At 36.9% G+C, this 16,084-nt stretch carries 15 protein-coding genes; 8 read left to right on the top strand and 7 right to left on the bottom strand.

The features are described from left to right. From FFS26_RS12455 to tssO, 6 genes are all read right to left on the bottom strand, one after another. Entirely contained in the window at positions 1-1,926 is a 1,926-nt protein-coding gene (locus tag FFS26_RS12455) for a type VI secretion system Vgr family protein (protein ID WP_137905163.1), read from the bottom strand. 174 nt (positions 1,927-2,100) lie between these two features. Next, positions 2,101-2,508, bottom strand: a complete 408-nt coding sequence (gene tssD, locus FFS26_RS12450; protein ID WP_110011663.1) for a type VI secretion system tube protein TssD — start codon at positions 2,506-2,508, stop codon at positions 2,101-2,103. 356 nt (positions 2,509-2,864) lie between these two features. Beyond that, positions 2,865-5,270 (bottom strand): type VI secretion system protein TssR domain-containing protein, encoded by a 2,406-nt coding sequence (tssR, locus tag FFS26_RS12445; protein ID WP_110011662.1) that lies wholly within the window; start codon positions 5,268-5,270, stop codon positions 2,865-2,867. 47 nt (positions 5,271-5,317) lie between these two features. Continuing rightward, positions 5,318-6,229: a PKD domain-containing protein gene (locus tag FFS26_RS12440; RefSeq protein WP_110011661.1), complete on the bottom strand. Its 912-nt coding sequence runs from the start codon at positions 6,227-6,229 to the stop codon at positions 5,318-5,320. Between the two features lie 48 nt (positions 6,230-6,277). Continuing rightward, the gene (locus FFS26_RS12435) at positions 6,278-6,802 is read right to left on the bottom strand and encodes a type VI secretion system transmembrane protein TssO (RefSeq protein WP_137905162.1); all 525 of its coding nucleotides are present in this window, start codon (positions 6,800-6,802) and stop codon (positions 6,278-6,280) included. An 11-nt stretch (positions 6,803-6,813) separates the two neighbouring features. Beyond that, positions 6,814-7,350: a type VI secretion system TssO gene (gene tssO, locus FFS26_RS12430; RefSeq protein WP_110011659.1), complete on the bottom strand. Its 537-nt coding sequence runs from the start codon at positions 7,348-7,350 to the stop codon at positions 6,814-6,816. Positions 7,351-7,529: 179 nt separating this feature from the next. Between tssO and FFS26_RS12425 the strand changes: the two genes are divergently transcribed. From FFS26_RS12425 to FFS26_RS12385, 8 genes are all read left to right on the top strand, one after another. Next, complete coding sequence (locus FFS26_RS12425; protein ID WP_047429454.1) at positions 7,530-8,201, top strand: response regulator transcription factor; 672 nt, start codon at positions 7,530-7,532, stop codon at positions 8,199-8,201. 319 nt (positions 8,202-8,520) lie between these two features. Further along, positions 8,521-8,811 carry an HU family DNA-binding protein gene (locus tag FFS26_RS12420; protein WP_002984212.1) on the top strand — a complete coding sequence of 97 codons (291 nt, stop codon included), beginning with the start codon at positions 8,521-8,523 and terminating at the stop codon, positions 8,809-8,811. 368 nt (positions 8,812-9,179) lie between these two features. Beyond that, positions 9,180-10,739, top strand: coding sequence for a ribonuclease E/G (locus tag FFS26_RS12415; protein ID WP_137905161.1), 1,560 nt, complete (start codon positions 9,180-9,182; stop codon positions 10,737-10,739). 256 nt (positions 10,740-10,995) lie between these two features. After that, positions 10,996-11,463 (top strand): OsmC family protein, encoded by a 468-nt coding sequence (locus FFS26_RS12405; protein WP_137905160.1) that lies wholly within the window; start codon positions 10,996-10,998, stop codon positions 11,461-11,463. A 104-nt stretch (positions 11,464-11,567) separates the two neighbouring features. Further along, positions 11,568-12,197 (top strand): NUDIX hydrolase, encoded by a 630-nt coding sequence (locus tag FFS26_RS12400; protein WP_110011656.1) that lies wholly within the window; start codon positions 11,568-11,570, stop codon positions 12,195-12,197. 27 nt (positions 12,198-12,224) lie between these two features. After that, the gene (locus FFS26_RS12395) at positions 12,225-13,031 is read left to right on the top strand and encodes a lysophospholipid acyltransferase family protein (protein WP_062675350.1); all 807 of its coding nucleotides are present in this window, start codon (positions 12,225-12,227) and stop codon (positions 13,029-13,031) included. A 16-nt stretch (positions 13,032-13,047) separates the two neighbouring features. Continuing rightward, positions 13,048-13,485, top strand: coding sequence for a hypothetical protein (locus FFS26_RS12390; RefSeq protein WP_110011655.1), 438 nt, complete (start codon positions 13,048-13,050; stop codon positions 13,483-13,485). Between the two features lie 6 nt (positions 13,486-13,491). Then, the gene (locus FFS26_RS12385) at positions 13,492-14,829 is read left to right on the top strand and encodes a UDP-N-acetylmuramate--L-alanine ligase (RefSeq protein ID WP_137905159.1); all 1,338 of its coding nucleotides are present in this window, start codon (positions 13,492-13,494) and stop codon (positions 14,827-14,829) included. Between the two features lie 45 nt (positions 14,830-14,874). Here FFS26_RS12385 and FFS26_RS12380 read toward each other — a convergent pair whose 3' ends face one another. Further along, positions 14,875-15,939, bottom strand: coding sequence for an NAD(P)H-dependent flavin oxidoreductase (locus FFS26_RS12380; RefSeq protein WP_110011653.1), 1,065 nt, complete (start codon positions 15,937-15,939; stop codon positions 14,875-14,877). Positions 15,940-16,084 lie beyond the last annotated feature (145 nt).

Raw genomic sequence — 16,084 nt, 5'->3', positions numbered from 1 at the left:
TTAAAAAAGGTTTGATTTTTCTCCACTATTCCACTCAATTGTCTTAGCACTTTGCATAATCATATTATCCTGAGTAGAACTAATATCAATAGATCCTGCAAAAGTTTCTGATTTGTCAGACTGTCTAAATAATGTATTATCTACCATTTCTGTCCGGTTATCAGATATTTCCATTCTATTACCAGTAGCAGTTTCTATAATATCATTACCAGCAGATATTGTAATATTATTTCCAATGTTTGTACTTTGGTTATTTCCCACCGTCGTAGTCATATTCTCTCCTACATTAATATTCATGTTCTTACAGTTCAGGGTCATGGTTTCCGGTGCCGTGATATTAATATTACTTCCGGTTGTATCCAGATGGATTTCATTTCCGCTTTTATCTGTAATAATAATGCTTTCGTCTTCCGTAAAAACGATTCTGTGGCCGCTTCGCGTTTGTATGGATTTTACACGATTGTCTGCACCTCCACCAAGGCCTATTCCGCCATGAAACATTCCTCCCATCACGAAAGGTCTGTCCGGATGGCTATGGACAAAATTCACCATCACCTGATCGCCTACCTCGGGAATAGCTACATAACCACGATTTTGAGTGATCTGATCGGTTCCTCCTGCATCAGGGCTCATTACTCTTACAAAGTGAGTGTTATCATTCATCTGCCAGTCGAATCTTACCTGAACTCTTCCCTGCCCTTCCGGATCGGTATTGGAAATTACCGTTGCAATTTGTGGCTGGGCAGCCGGTACCGTAAATTCCGGTTTGGGCAGAAAACCCGTGTCTGCGGCAATGGATTCGAAAGTTCCTGTGTAATGTCCGATCGTATCAATTTCATGAACGGCTTCTGTCACCATAACCTTCGTAAAATAAGATGTTTCACTGCTGTCCGGTTTTCTCATATGAATATCAGCAATACATCCGGGATGCAAAAAAGGAACGGTTGTAGATCCGGAAACCGAAAATACATTAACCGCTTCACTTCCTGACGCGCTTCTTTGAGAGTGCTCCACATCCAGGTGCGTTGTTGCTTTAATAGGTGCAACCTGCAGTGCCGGAGTTTTATATATTTTATCGTTATGACTATATGCTGTACGGGCCAGATCACCTAAATGGTCAACCGGAGTTTCCCCGGAAGTCAGTTTTTCATGTTTACTGCTGTTATAGCCATAATACTGAGGTTTTGTATGAACCGCTTTTAGTTCTACCCTGATATGATCCGCATTGCTCCCATATAATAATTTTATAGGTTTATTTTGTGGAGGAAGCTTTCCAAAATGCAAAACTTCACCATCATAATAAAATTGTTCTCCATAAGCTTCTGCCATTCTCGACAGATAATTGTAATGGGTTTCGTTATACTGGCTGCTGTAAATGATCTGGGAATAATCATTGGTATCGACCCTTATATCAAACCGTTCTTTATCTATTCCCTGTTGTATTACTTCTTTGGCTATGATTCCCATATTAACGGGCTTGCTGCCGCCAAAGCTCTGGATATGCGGAGCACCGTCCAGCAGGATCGTCGGGCTGTATCCGGAAAGCACAATATTTCCCAGACTCATTTTTTCCTGACTGAATCCTACTTTGGTAATAACCCCAACAAAATTCCTTTCCGGACTTTTCTCAATATCTTTGTAGGAAATAACAGCTGTAAGACGTTTTCCCAGAAATTTGTTGGCTTCCTCAAGGGTATGGCTCTGCCGGTCTCCCAATGCATCGTGAGCAAGAACAAGGTTGAATTCGTGGTGGTTACCCGCTTTTTGTTTAAGAGTGAAATGCTTATAGTACTTAATAATTTTACCTTCTACAACCAGTGATAATTTGACCAGCCGGTTGATCCCTGCGTGATGATTCGCGGATATCCCGTCTGCATTCTGAGATGGGCGGAAAGAAGATCCTTTGGTCTTTGATTCGGTTTTCATATGCTTTGTGTTTGTGTTTAGTATTAAAGATAACAATATTTTATATAACAGACATTATATAAACACGTTATAAAATAAAATTCTCAGGTTATAATTTTTCTTTCAGGCAAAAAAAGACCGTCTTAAATAGGGACAGTCTTTCTTCTTATGAATGTTGATAATGTGTGTCAGTATTTAGCTGGATGGCCATAATCCGGCGTATTGAGAAGTACCATAGTCGATTGTCTCTGCACTTACTACGAAGCTGATCAGCATACTGTTGCTGTCGATAGCATCGAAATCTACCTGATGCTGGATTACATATCCGTTCTGCCATTTCAGTGTAATCAATGTTCCTTCTTCGTGAGATTTGTTAAAAGTAATCTCTCCTACAGTTGGCTTATATTTACCGTTCAGCAAGCTTTCAAGGATATCTGATTTTTCAGTAGCTTCTACTGTAACCTTGATTAATGCGTTGGAAGGATCTGATGCTACACGTCCTGAAACATCTGTAGATCTGGAAACGCTGTAATTCATTTTTAACAGCTTTTGCCCTTCTCCATTATTGAATTTTAAGATTCCTCTTGAATTTCTTTCGGCCATGATTAGTAAATTTAATCGTTAGTAATATTTTGTGATTCGGTGATTGTGTTAGCAAATATAGAGGCTCTTTTCCGCTAAAAAAAACTTTTCCCTATAAATCTGAGATTTTGTAGTAGTTCTACGATTTCTTGTCGTAATTCTACGACATTGGATTTATCAACCTTATGATAACGACCATAAATACAGCGTTTTAAATTATTTCTCTTTTTTTAGATAAAAAATAATTTTACACATCAAAGAGAAATAATGAGGATTCAAAGTTTAAAAATTTAAGATTAAGGTTTGTTGATCTGTCTTTATACTACAAAAAAAGCAGAAGTATATACTCCTGCTTTTGATATCATAAAAAAATGTTTTTAATGCTTTGTGTATTCCGGTTGTTCTGTTGGAATTCTGGATGGAGTAAAGTACTCATTAAGCCAGTAGAAAGTCTGTCCGTTCTGCTGAATTTTTACAGCCGGGTTGTTTCTGTTGGCAAGCATTCTGTCTGCTAAGTTCTTATAGTGCTGGAAATAATTTTTTACCGTTTCACCAGGAACTACTTTTGATTTTTTCCAGCCTTTCAGCTTGTATTTCGCCATCAGTTCTTCTTCAGAAAGGTCAAATCCGGTACTCATTCCGATTGCATAAGACATTGGCAGCTCATAAAGTGCTCCTTTATCCAAGAATTTTATCGTAGGATTGTACTTCTTCAGTAATTTAACATACTCTTTAATGGCTCTTCCCTGATTAAAATCTGCACGGTCTGCCTGAGTATTTCTGTATACTTCCGTGTAGAAAGCTTTTAAGTTATCATATTCCGATTCAGAAATAAGGATTCCCTTTTCTATTGCCGGAGTAAAATCTTTCAGATCTTTTGGAATATATCCTTTTACAAGGAATGGGCTTCCATAGTTGATCAGCTGTGCGGCAATTCCTGCAGAAACCGGATTGGTAAGTCCCGGATACAGATATTTATATTTTAAATCCACATCTGTTCTACCTGCTCCTACGGATGAATGGAAATATTCATTAAGAGATTTATCAATAGTCTGATTATCCAGAGTAACCTGTGCAATAAGGCTGTCAACAGATTTTTTCAGGAATCCCGGAGTCGTAATGTCTCCTTTCTTAGGGAAAATAACGAATCCCTGAGACATACTCTGTTTAGGGTAAGCTAAAGAGAAGAATCCTGTATCTCCTTCCACAAGGCTGAAATTATTCTTGGTAAGCACATCATTTTGGTTGATGATCTTTTGTTTTTTAAGTTCAGCAATATTTTTGGCTGTATTGGTAACCACATTTTCCGCCATCAATACAAAATCATTGTAGGTATCTGATGATCTTGCACTGGTCTGGAACATGATCAGTCTTGCCTGAGCCTGGGTAAGAGAACTGATTACACTGTACATATTTCCGCTTTGGTTGGCAGAAGTTCCTACAGTAACAACGATATTGGTTTCATCAGGAACGTTTGAAAGAAGGTTTCCTGCTGCCGTAAGAGCCTCTCCTACCGGCTGATAACCGCTATTGCTGGCACAGTTCATTTCATTCGTTTTCTGATCAATAAATGATGAAATCTTACTGTAATCTGTGCTTAAGCTGGATACAGAAACATTATCTCCGCAAGGATTGTTCTTGTATAAAACCGCTCCATATTTAACATTGCTAAAATAGGAAGGCTTTTCAAACCTAAGCTGAAGATCCTGTAACAATGATTTTACAATAGGTGCATAAGGCGCATTACCGGCACTTACATCTAATGCAAAGACAATATTGATGTTTTTATCTTTTTCCGTGATCTCTCTGTAACGGTCGAAATAAATCGGTTCACCCAGTACATTGGATACGAAATTCTTACTGTAATCTAAAATATTGGTGAAATATTTTGTCTTGGTATCAGGTGTTGGAGCTTCTTCTAAAGGAAGATTTACCGGGAAGATATTTTCCAGCTGTGTTCTCTTATTCACATCGGTAAGAAGAATAGCTGTTTTGTTGGACGCATCTGATGCTGATCCACCCGGATGTCCTTCATGAATTCCCAGCGTTGTATCGGTAATTCCTGTTGTATTTTTAAGTCTGATAGCGGAACGTTCTCCCCAGGTGGAGATTACATTGGAGCTTACCCAGCCGTAAAGTCCTTTATTGATACTGTCCATATCAACAGATGGTTTTTTACCTACCAGAAAACGTTTATTATTTTCGGCCATTTTGTACACATATACAATTTGTCCGTTAGGAATTTTTACATTGGCTGTTTCAATAAGGCTTGGTGAGTTGAACACCATAATAGAGTCGTTTTTATAGTATCTTTCAGCATTTCTGATGACTTCGCTGTTATTAGGTACTACTGCCACTCTTACAGGATAACCTGTCTTTTCACTTTTTAAAGCGTTATTCCAGAGAAGGAGATCAGACTCCTGAATCCAGCCATATGTTTTGATCGATTTTGACGAAACTTTCTTCATTAAAGCATCCGGAACATATTCCGCTACTTTTACCATTCCGTCTCTATGTTTTAAAACCATTAAAGGTTCAAGGAATTTTACTTCTTTGTAAGACTTCTCATCATCTTTATCCAGATAAGCCGTATTTCTTGACCGGTCTGAAATAACGATCCATGGCACTGACTTTTTCGGATATCCGTTAACGACAGGGGATGCATCCACCTGCCCATACTGTGAAGGCTCCGGGGTTTTCTTTGACGGCAGTTTTACCTGGCAACTCGTCAATAATACTGTTAACCCTATATAATATGCTGCTAGAGGAAATTTATTTTTCATCCTATTTAATCTTTTTATGATTGGTACATCCGTAAGACCGGATGAAATTATTTGCTTTGATTAATATCTACTTTAGTTACACAGTTCTGTGTGTCGTCCAGGTTTACTTTTACCGTCTGAATCACTGTATTCTTGTCAAACTGAAGGCCTGCACAATACATGTAGAAGTTATTCACTTTGCTGTCATTTACTTTTACCACTGTATTTTCATTGTTACACAGATAGGTTTTCAGCAGGTAATTGTAGTGCATATTGAAACTGTTTCCGTTGGCAATCTGCTGCAGGTGATATTTAAAATCATTATCTACTTTGGCATAAGAGTCTTCTACTGAAACTTCATCTTCAGCAAGAGCATCATAAGCCGGAAGAATTTTAATACGGTGATAGATAGGATCCTGGCTTTGTTCTGTGTAAAGAGTCACCAGATACTCTCCAGGTTTTTTATAGGAATAGATGGTAAATTTGTCCTTAGCATCTGTATTTCCGGACTCACCGAATTTCCATGCAAACTGTTTTGCATCAGAAATAGCACGGAAGGTCACATTTTCATTTTGCATTGCCTGACTTACGGCTTCGATAGTTGTTTTTGCCGTTGCAGTATCTTTTGGTTTCTGAACGCTTCTTGCGCTTACCATTACAGGGAAAGATTTCGTGTACTTGTTGTCGACGATCAAAATCACCTGATAATATCCCGGTTTATTATAGAAGTGAATACCACTGTTTTTATCTGAAGTTGTCCCATCTCCGAAATTCCATCTTTTGGTTTTGGCAAACTGGGTTTTATCTTCGAATAAAAGCGTGTCTCCTACCGCCAGTGAAGACGGATAAACCACCCCAACAATATCATCTGCTGAATGTATTACCTTTTTCTGCAGCCACAGAGCAACCAATGCTGCGATCAGCAAAGTTGCAATAACACCGATAATAATGTTTTTCTTGTTCTTTTGAAAATAATTCATAGTTAGTAATTGTGATGTGTTTTATGTATGTTCCTAGTATTTATTTGCTTACTGCATTCTTGCTTTCAGATCCTGCTCGCGCTGATAAAGCTTATTCTGCTTATCTTTAAATCCGATTCTGCATTCATCCACCTGTTTCTGGAAAATTTTAATGTCTTCAGAAGTTGTTGAAATGACTTTTTTGTCATCAAAATACATTTTATAGAATTTCGCGATCTGCGGATAGGCATCTTTACGTATATCCACAACATCAGTACTGTTGAAATAGCTGTTAAGGTCGTTTACACCCAGCTGGATATTGTTTTCGATAAAAGGCTGTGGTCCGTCATCAGTAAGTTTTGTAATCATGATATAGGTACTGTCCATGATGGGAAGAACAACTTTCTGGTGTTGTTCAAATTCGGCTTTCTGCTCAAGATTCTGAATACCTCTTACATCTTCATCAGAAAAAGGGGATTCAAATCCTTTCAGAAAGATCACTCCTAAAAATAACATGGCAGTCACCAGCATCAGTATTAAATAAAAAAACTGATAATGCCTTTCTTTCTTCGATAATGTGATTTGTCCTTGCATATCTTTTCTTTTTATCTTCTTCTTCTACTTCCTGTGAAATTTCTCGTAGGGTCTTTCCGAAGTTCATTGTTGGTTACTTTAATCTTACCCATGCATTCATCAAGATCCCGTAAAACGGTTTTTTTCTGATACTCTACTTCGATGATCTTTGCTTTTAAATTCATCATCGGTACAATCTGCTTCATCAGTACGGCATAATGTTTAAAGCTCTGCACACTGTCTTTACCCATAATATTTTTGGCATCTCTCACATTATCCATAATACTGGTTCTCAGAAATACCTCATTCTCCACCTTATTGATGCTAAGCTGGTTCATTTTGTCGTAAATATCATCAATGTGATCCTTAAGCACGTCACTTCGAAGCATCAGTTCTTTATACGCTTCAGCTTCACGGCTGATTCCTTCCCGCTGTATATCATAACTCTTAAAGAAGAGAAATAAGCAAGCAAAAGATACAACCGACAAAACGACAAATGACAGAATAAACTTCCAAATGCCCGTTCTGACGTCAGATTTGTTTAATTTTTTTTCCCTGTTAGAAGACATAATTTGCGATTTGTTTGGCCTGTGAAAATATAAAAAAAAAATTTTATGCACAATACGTAATTTCCCCAACCCTGTTTCGTGAAAACCCTGATTAAATTAATATTAATTTTCACTTTGATAAGTTTTTCATAAATTAGACCTCTGAATTTTAAATATCATTCGCCAAATCGATATTAAGAATGAGTAAAATATTATCTAATACCGTACGTTTTTCCATTGCTGACAGTGATTTTTATTTTAAAAAAATAATGATCAAAACACTTATGGAAAATCCTTTCTATATGCTTCTGAATGATTGTAACAATGGGCATGAGCTGGTAAACAGAATCTACAGAAGACAGGAAGATGTGTTCATTATTGAGCTGTTCATGCCGGTATTAAGTGGAATTGAAGCTATTAAGTACATCAGAAAAAACAATACTGAAACCCCTATTATTACGTATTCCGGCACTTATCAGGAAGATATGGCGGAAATCCTTTCAAAGATTCCCAATATCTATTACTGTCAGAAAAAAAGCACCATTATAAAGGATATTATTAAAGGAAGTATTGCGTCTGACGACTTCGACTATCAGGCTTATTCCAAAGAATGGGAACAGCAGCCGCTTGCCGTACAGGAATATATGGACAGGCAGAAAAAAGGACAGGAAGAACTTTCCCCATCTGAAATACAGCTCATGAGGTTCTGCTATGAAGGATTCAGCAATAAAGAAATTGCAGAAAAACTCAATCTCAGTACCAGAACAATTGATACCTATATCAACAGACTTACAGAAAAGCTGGGGTTGAAAACCAAACTTCATCTTATCCGCTTCTGCGTAGAAAACGGATATTATAATTCCAGTTTATAAAAAAATCTGATTTCAATTGAAAAATTCAATTTCGGGCGGATGGTTAAGGGCAGATAACGGATCTCAAAAATAGTATGCTAAAGACCATAAAGTGCTGCCAGACCTGTTATAACCAGCATTTATTAAATTTTGTTCATCAATTTTTTGTACCTTTATCCGGTTACATTATTTTATTGTTAAATTATCACCATCCTGCCTTAATATAGTGTATACATAAAAAGTCCAACTCTTTGAATAAAAATATTTTGCCACTAATTTGCTAGTATTCAATTTTTTTAACTAAATTTGCACACCTAAAATTTAAAATTAAAATAAGGAAATGACAAAGGCAGAATTGGTAAACACCATCTCAAATAAGTTGGGAACAGAAAAGAATGAAACACAGAAAGTTGTAGAAGCTTTTATGCAGGAGATCAGAACTTCTATGTATAATGGGGATAACGTTTATCTAAGAGGTTTTGGATCTTTTATCATTAAAACAAGAGCTGCTAAAACAGGAAGAAATATTTCTAAAAACACTGCAATTGAGATTCCTGCTCATAACATTCCTGCTTTCAAACCTTCAAAATCTTTTGTTGAGAAAGTAAAAACTAAAGTTGCAGTAAAATAAGAACATTAACTGAATATTAACTAGTTACTAAAAAATTAAAATTATGCCAAGCGGAAAGAAAAGAAAAAGACACAAGGTTGCGACTCACAAAAGAAAGAAAAGAAGAAGAGCAAACAGACATAAGAAAAAATAATCTCTTTTTCTCGAGATTTACAATATAATAATATAGTTGGTGGATTTAAATTTTTAAAGTTCACTAACTATATTTTTGTTTGCAACTATAAGATTCCGCGGAAAACGGAGGGTTTCAAATATTATTTTAATAAAAATATAATGGTTTTCATTCAAAATCCTTATATTTAATAGATGAATTAATCGATAAAAAACATCCACTTCCTATAATCTTAACAATTTTATCTTATTAAAAAATGAAGAAAGAACTAATAGTTTCGCATGAAGATGATCTTACAAAGATTGCGCTGCTGGAAGACGGAAGACTATGTGAACTTCATGAGCAAGAAGACAAAAGCGATTTTATAGTTGGAGATCTGTTTATAGGAAAAGTAAAAAAACTTGCCCCAAACCTGAATGCAGCATTCGTCAATATCGGATATGACAAAGATGCATTTCTGCATTACCAGGATCTGGGACCTCAGTATCTTACGTACAGAAAGTTTTTAAAAGATACTATTTCTAAAAAACAAAGCACTTCGAGCTTAAAAAATTTCGAGATACAACCCGAAATAGACAAAAACGGAACGGTAGACAAAGTAATTGCCAAGGACGATATTGTTCTGTTACAAATTACCAAAGAACCTATCTCTACCAAAGGTCCAAGAATTTCTACCCAGATTTCATTAACAGGACGTTTCCTGGTTTTAATTCCTTTTGACAATAAAGTTTCTATTTCCAAAAAAATCAGAAGTTCTGAGGAAAAAGAAAGACTGAGAACCCTTATCGACAGCATTAAGCCTGAAGGATTCGGAGTGATCATCAGAACAGTGGCAGAAGGAAAAAAAGTAGCCGACCTGCATAATGACATGAACCAGCTGGTTCAGAAATGGGAAAGTACTTTCAAAAACATCCAGAGAAATAAAGTTCCGTCTAAAGTTTTAAGCGAAGAAGACAAAGCTTCAGCTATTTTAAGAGACAATTTTAATCAGGACTTCGTCAATATCATTTGCGATGATGAGCAAATGGTGAACGAAATGAAAAATTACATTGAAGTAATTGCTCCTGAAAAGAAAAATATTGTCCAGTTTTATGATTCCCATATTCCACTTCTGGAATATTACAATGTTGAAAAACAGCTTAAACAGAGCTTCGGAAAACACGTCAACATTCCGAGTTCCAAAGGAGCCTATCTTGTTATTGAGCACACAGAAGCACTTCACGTAGTGGACGTCAACTCCGGAAACAATATTACAACCGGAGCAGCTGTCAACAAAGAGCATGCACTGAAAGTGAACAAAATGGCTGCTACAGAAATCGCAAGACAACTTCGCCTCCGCGATATGGGAGGGATCATCGTTATCGATTTCATAGATATGCCGAATTCTGATCACAGAAGAGATCTTTACGAGCATCTTAAAGAGGAAATGAAGCGCGACAAAGCACGCCACAAAATCCTTCCTCCAAGTAAATTTGGTCTGATCCAGATCACCAGACAGAGAAACCGTCCGGAAAAACAGATCGACACCAAAGAAGAAAACCCGAACAAAGACGGAGAAATTGTAGCTCCTATTGTTATCGTGGAAAGAATGGGTGAAACCTTAAGAAATATCCTGCAGAAAGAAAAAGGAAAAATCTACCTGCACGTACACCCATTTGTGGAAGCCTACCTTACAAAAGGCATTAAAAGTATCCAGATGAAATGGTTTATCAAATACAAAAAGTGGGTAACCATTGTTCCAAGGGATTCTTTTAAATATTTAGAATACAAAATCTACAATGCCAAAAAAGAAGAATTGATAGAATTCTCTAATTAAAAAATTTAAAACCTTCAGTTTTCTGGAGGTTTTTTTATTACCTTTCTTGCTATAAGTTTCGGCTAAAGCCGATAGATGTTTTTTGTTTATGTAGGCGGGCTAAAGCCCACCCCTATTGAATTTTAACAGCAAGATCTTTTATCTTTTATCTTTTATCTTTTATCTTTTATCTTTTATCTTTTATCTTTTATCTTTTATCTTTTATCTTTTATCTTTTATCTTTTATCTTTTATCTTTTATCTTTTATCTTTAAAATATGAAAAACCATCATTACAAAATGACCATCCAGTGGACGGGAAACCAGGGAACAGGAACCAGCGGTTACAGAGATTACGGAAGAAGCCATACCATTTCAGCGGAGAATAAAGTTGTGATTGAAGGATCATCTGATCCGGCATTCCGTGGCGACCGGACGAAATATAATCCTGAAGAAATGTTTTTATCTTCACTTTCTTCCTGTCACATGCTTTGGTACCTTCATTTCTGTTCTGAAGCGGGCATTATTGTTACAGATTACACTGACGAGGCAACGGGCATCATGGCAGAGACAGCCGGTGGCAGCGGCCACTTCACAGAAGTAACTTTACACCCTAGGGTAACTGTTGCCACAGAATCTATGAAAGAAAAAGCAGAACAGCTTCATCATAAAGCCAACGAATATTGTTTCATTGCCAATTCTGTCAATTTTCCGGTACAACATCTCCCTGTTATTTCAGTTAAATAATTACCCTGTCAGATTAAGGGGTTAAAGCTTTAAATCCTGATATTTCACAGGTTAATTAATGTTAAGGCATTTATTTCTTCGAGATATATTGCTAAATTTGAGCTATGGAAAATTTTGGAAAAGATTTATTGAGAAAAATAAAAAGCGTGGAACTTCCCGGTGAGCACGCCCATGGAGTATTTTCACCTCCCTACCGCCCCGTTTTTACGTATGATGAAGTATTGTCAAAGAATCCCAAATTTGCGGCGGTTAATATTGTTTTATATCTGAAAGACAACGAGTGGTATTTTCCATTGATCCAAAGGACGATTAATGAACACGACAGACACAGCGGACAGATATCTCTGCCCGGAGGAAAGCGTGAGGAAATGGACAGGGATTTTGCTGAAACGGCAGTTCGGGAAACCTCCGAAGAAATCGGAATAGATAAACATTATGTAAGAATCATCAGAGAAATGTCTCCGATTTATATTCCGCCAAGCAATTTTTATGTCTATCCCTATATTTCTTATACAATAAAGAATCCTGCTTTCGTTCTTCAACAGACGGAAGCTGTGGAAACCATAGAATTTCCGATCACTTCCTTTTTAAACCTGTCGGACACCCCGGAAATCATGGCTCTGCCGAGTGCAGGCGGACATGAAGTGCCCGTGATTAATTTCAACGGATACATTATCTGGGGAGCTACAGCGATGATATTAAGTGAATTCAGTCAGTTGCTGAAAAAAATGTAACTTTGCACTACCGTGTTTAATTGAGAGATGGCGAAGAAAAATATTTTCACCGATGCATTCGGAACTCCTTATTTTTTGAAAAGGTTTATTATTTTTATTTTAGGAATTGTTTCTTACAGAAGATTCAATGGCTTTAATAAGTTAAAAATAACCGGTACAGAACACCTTGTGGATCTTCCGGACTCTAACGTACTGTTTGTATCCAACCATCAGACCTATTTTGCAGATGTGGCGGCCATGTACCATGCCTTTTGTGCTGTGAACAACGGATATCTCAATACAATAAAAAACCCGATCTATCTTTTGAATCCGAAGATTGATTTTTACTATGTGGCAGCAGAGGAAACCATGAACAAAGGTATTCTTCCTAAAATTTTCAAAATTGCAGGAGCTGTAACGGTAAAAAGAACATGGAGATCTGAAGGGAAGAATGTCAACAGAATGGTAGACATGAGCGAGGTAGATAATATTATGAAAGCATTGGACAATGGCTGGGTAGCTACTTTCCCTCAAGGAACTACATCGGCTTTTGCACAGGGACGAAGAGGAACTGCCAAACTGGTAAAAAACCAGCGTCCTATTGTAATTCCAATCAAAATAAACGGATTCAGAAGAGCTTTTGATAAAAAAGGACTCCGCGTAAAGGTAACCGGTGTAAAACCTACGATGGAATTCAAAGCTCCTTTGGATATTGATTATGATAATGAAAAAGCACCGGAAATTTTATTGAAAATTATGACTGCCATAGAGCAGACAGAAGATTTCAATCTATTACACAGTTATGATGAAGAACTTAAAGCTAAAAAATTAGAACAAAAGGACTCAAATAATTAAAGTAAATAGAAAAATTATGAAAAAAATACTTGGAATATTATTCGCAATCATAGTATTAGTTTCATGCAACAGCCAGAAAGTATATTCGGATTTTGATATCAGTTATTCGAAAAGCGGAGGCTTTGCTCCTGTATATGAAAATCTTCTGATCAAAGGGAATAATGTACACTACTCTTTTGAAGGCCAGGGAAAAAAATATAAACAGGATTTTAAAATTTCAGATGAAGATTTAAAGAAACTGGATCAGGTTCTTTCTCAGAATAATTTCAGAAGAATACAGGAAGACCGTAAAAAATTGTACGACAATATTTCAACGTCCATCAATGTCAAGAAAGGTCCCAATGAAGGCAGTAAATCGGATGCTAGTATGATCATTCCGAATTATCAGACCAACTGGAACAATATTCTTGAAGCTTTCCAGCACATCATTAATATTAATGTTAAAAAACAGTAAATACAATTGAAAACCCACTTCATTGCCATTGGCGGAAGCGCCATGCATAATCTCGCCATCGCATTAAAAGACAAAGGATATCAGGTAACAGGTTCTGATGATGCTATTTTTGAGCCTTCAAAGACCCGGTTGGAAAAGAAAGGAATTCTGCCTCAGGAAATGGGCTGGTTCCCGGAAAAGATTACTCCGGATATTGATGCTGTTATTCTCGGGATGCATGCCCACCAGGATAATCCTGAGCTGGCAAGAGCAAAAGAACTGGGCCTGAAAATATATTCTTACCCTGAATTCCTGTACGAACAGTCTAAAAACAAGACAAGAGTTGTTATTGCAGGATCACATGGTAAAACAACCATTACGTCAATGATTCTCCACGTTTTGAATTTCCATCAGAAAGATGTGGACTTCATGGTAGGTGCACAGCTTGAAGGTTTCGACTGTATGGTAAAACTGACTCAGGATAATGATTTCATGGTACTGGAAGGTGACGAATATCTTTCCTCTCCTATTGATCTTCGTTCGAAATTTTTACTGTATCAGCCGAATATCGCTTTAATGAGCGGCATTGCATGGGATCATATCAATGTATTCAAAACATTTGATGATTATATCGAGCAGTTCAGAAAGTTTGTAGCAAGCATTACGGCAGGCGGAGTTCTTGTGTATAATGAAGAAGATCCGGAAGTAGTGAAAGTAGTGGAAAATGCTGAAAATTATTTCAGAAAAATCCCTTACAAAACTCCTGAATACGAAATCAATAATGGTAAAGTATATTTAAAAACGGAAATGGGAGATGTTCCTCTTTCTGTTTTTGGAGCACACAACCTGCTGAACCTTGAAGGAGCAAGACATATCTGCCAGCAGTTGGGAATTATGGATGAAGATTTCTATGAGGCAATCATGAGTTTCAAAGGAGCATCCAAACGTCTTGAAAAAGTGGAAAGAGAAGATAAGGGAATCCTTTACAAAGATTTTGCCCATGCACCAAGTAAGGTAAAGGCTGCAGTAAAAGCCTTTGCAGAGCAATTTAAAAATAATAAGAAATACGGATTCCTGGAACTTCATACGTATTCAAGTCTGAATCCGGCTTTCCTTGAGCAATATGATCATGCAATGGATGGCCTGGAGGAAGCTGTAGTTTTCTACTCTGAAGATGCCTTGAAGATCAAGAGAATGGAACCTATCTCTCCTGAATTTATTAAAGAAAAATTCAAGAATGAAAAACTAAAGGTTTTCACGAATGCTGAAGATCTACACGCCTACTGGAATACATTGGATAAAACAGATGGTGTCTATCTTATGATGAGTTCCGGAAATTTTGGAGGCCTCGATCTAACAAAATAAATAAAAAGCTTCAGATTATATTTCTGAAGCTTTTTTATTAATGTCTTACTTATCTTTTTCACACTGGCAGATTAAATTTCTTAAAATTTCCTCTGTAGACCGTTCGCTGTACCGGTGAATGGACTGTCCCACCCAGATTCCTGTAAACTCTGGATTTTGCAGAGCTTTAGCTGCTTTTCGTAAGGCATTGGTCAGTTTGTTCTGATAAGGATATGGTAAAATATATTCTGAATTTTCAACCGTTTCTATAAATTTGTTTTTCACTCCTCTTGCATACCGCCCGGAAAAGCTCTTCGTGAGAACAATTTCTTCTTCTCTTACCCTTTTCAATCTTTCTTTTTCAAAAGGCAATAAAGCGCTTTCCTGAGAAGCCAGCAAAAGATTGCCCACCTGAAAACCCTGGGCACCTAAGTCTTTAACGGCTTGTAATGTTTTAGCTCCATAAATTCCTCCTGCATAAATCAAAGGAACATTTACATGATCGTAGATCTGTGATAGTAAAGATAATCCTCCGATCTGGGGAATATTTTCAGCTTCAAAACTACCTCTGTGGCCACCAGCTTCTATTCCCTGAACACAAATAATATCAATACCGGATTTTTCAAGCAACAAAGATTCCTTCACAGAAGTACAGGTTCCGATAAGGGTAACACCATTTTCCTTTAATTTCTGAATACTCTGATCATCCAGATTTCCAAAAGTAAAACTTAATATTTTACAATTTTCTTCTATGATAGCATCCACCTGTTCACGATAACCGTTGACACTGATTTCTTCAAGATCAGGAAGGTGTACTTCAATACTATTGTCTTTGGCCAGCTGCTCAATAAATTGTTTGGTTTTACGATACTTTTCTTTTAAAACATCCGTCACTTCAGGAATATGATGGACAAATATATTGACAGCAAACGGCTTATCAGTCAGTTTTCTTGTTTCCCTGATCAATTCCACAGACTGGTCTGCAGAAAGATCGGCCAGTGCCAGTGATCCCAGACAGCCTGCTTTTGCAGCTGCAACAGCCATTTGTGTAGTACTTACCCCAAACATCGGAGCCTGAATAAGAGGATATTGTATTCCTAGTTTTTTACTGATTGTATCGGGCCAGAACATAAAAAAATATTTTAATTAAAAAGTACAAAAAATAAGAGCACCTCATTTTCAACAGGATATGATATTCTTCACCCTGAATGAAAATACAATTCCCACAGATCACACGGATGTCACAGATCGTAATCTGAACTAGTGAAAACTGCGG

The organism is Chryseobacterium sp. 2VB, assembly GCF_005503635.1.
Lineage (GTDB): Bacteria > Bacteroidota > Bacteroidia > Flavobacteriales > Weeksellaceae > Chryseobacterium > Chryseobacterium cupriresistens.
Note: the sequence above shows the minus strand (reverse complement) of the source record. Positions and strands in the feature narration are given on the sequence as shown.

Coding starts and splice junctions, on each gene's coding strand:
- FFS26_RS12455 (WP_137905163.1), bottom strand. CDS start 1,926: ATGAAAACCGAATCAAAGACCAAAGGATCTTCTTTCCGCCCATCTCAG.
- tssD (WP_110011663.1), bottom strand. CDS start 2,508: ATGGCCGAAAGAAATTCAAGAGGAATCTTAAAATTCAATAATGGAGAA.
- tssR (WP_110011662.1), bottom strand. CDS start 5,270: ATGAAAAATAAATTTCCTCTAGCAGCATATTATATAGGGTTAACAGTA.
- FFS26_RS12440 (WP_110011661.1), bottom strand. CDS start 6,229: ATGAATTATTTTCAAAAGAACAAGAAAAACATTATTATCGGTGTTATT.
- FFS26_RS12435 (WP_137905162.1), bottom strand. CDS start 6,802: ATGCAAGGACAAATCACATTATCGAAGAAAGAAAGGCATTATCAGTTT.
- tssO (WP_110011659.1), bottom strand. CDS start 7,350: ATGTCTTCTAACAGGGAAAAAAAATTAAACAAATCTGACGTCAGAACG.
- FFS26_RS12425 (WP_047429454.1), top strand. CDS start 7,530: ATGAGTAAAATATTATCTAATACCGTACGTTTTTCCATTGCTGACAGT.
- FFS26_RS12420 (WP_002984212.1), top strand. CDS start 8,521: ATGACAAAGGCAGAATTGGTAAACACCATCTCAAATAAGTTGGGAACA.
- FFS26_RS12415 (WP_137905161.1), top strand. CDS start 9,180: ATGAAGAAAGAACTAATAGTTTCGCATGAAGATGATCTTACAAAGATT.
- FFS26_RS12405 (WP_137905160.1), top strand. CDS start 10,996: ATGAAAAACCATCATTACAAAATGACCATCCAGTGGACGGGAAACCAG.
- FFS26_RS12400 (WP_110011656.1), top strand. CDS start 11,568: ATGGAAAATTTTGGAAAAGATTTATTGAGAAAAATAAAAAGCGTGGAA.
- FFS26_RS12395 (WP_062675350.1), top strand. CDS start 12,225: ATGGCGAAGAAAAATATTTTCACCGATGCATTCGGAACTCCTTATTTT.
- FFS26_RS12390 (WP_110011655.1), top strand. CDS start 13,048: ATGAAAAAAATACTTGGAATATTATTCGCAATCATAGTATTAGTTTCA.
- FFS26_RS12380 (WP_110011653.1), bottom strand. CDS start 15,939: ATGTTCTGGCCCGATACAATCAGTAAAAAACTAGGAATACAATATCCT.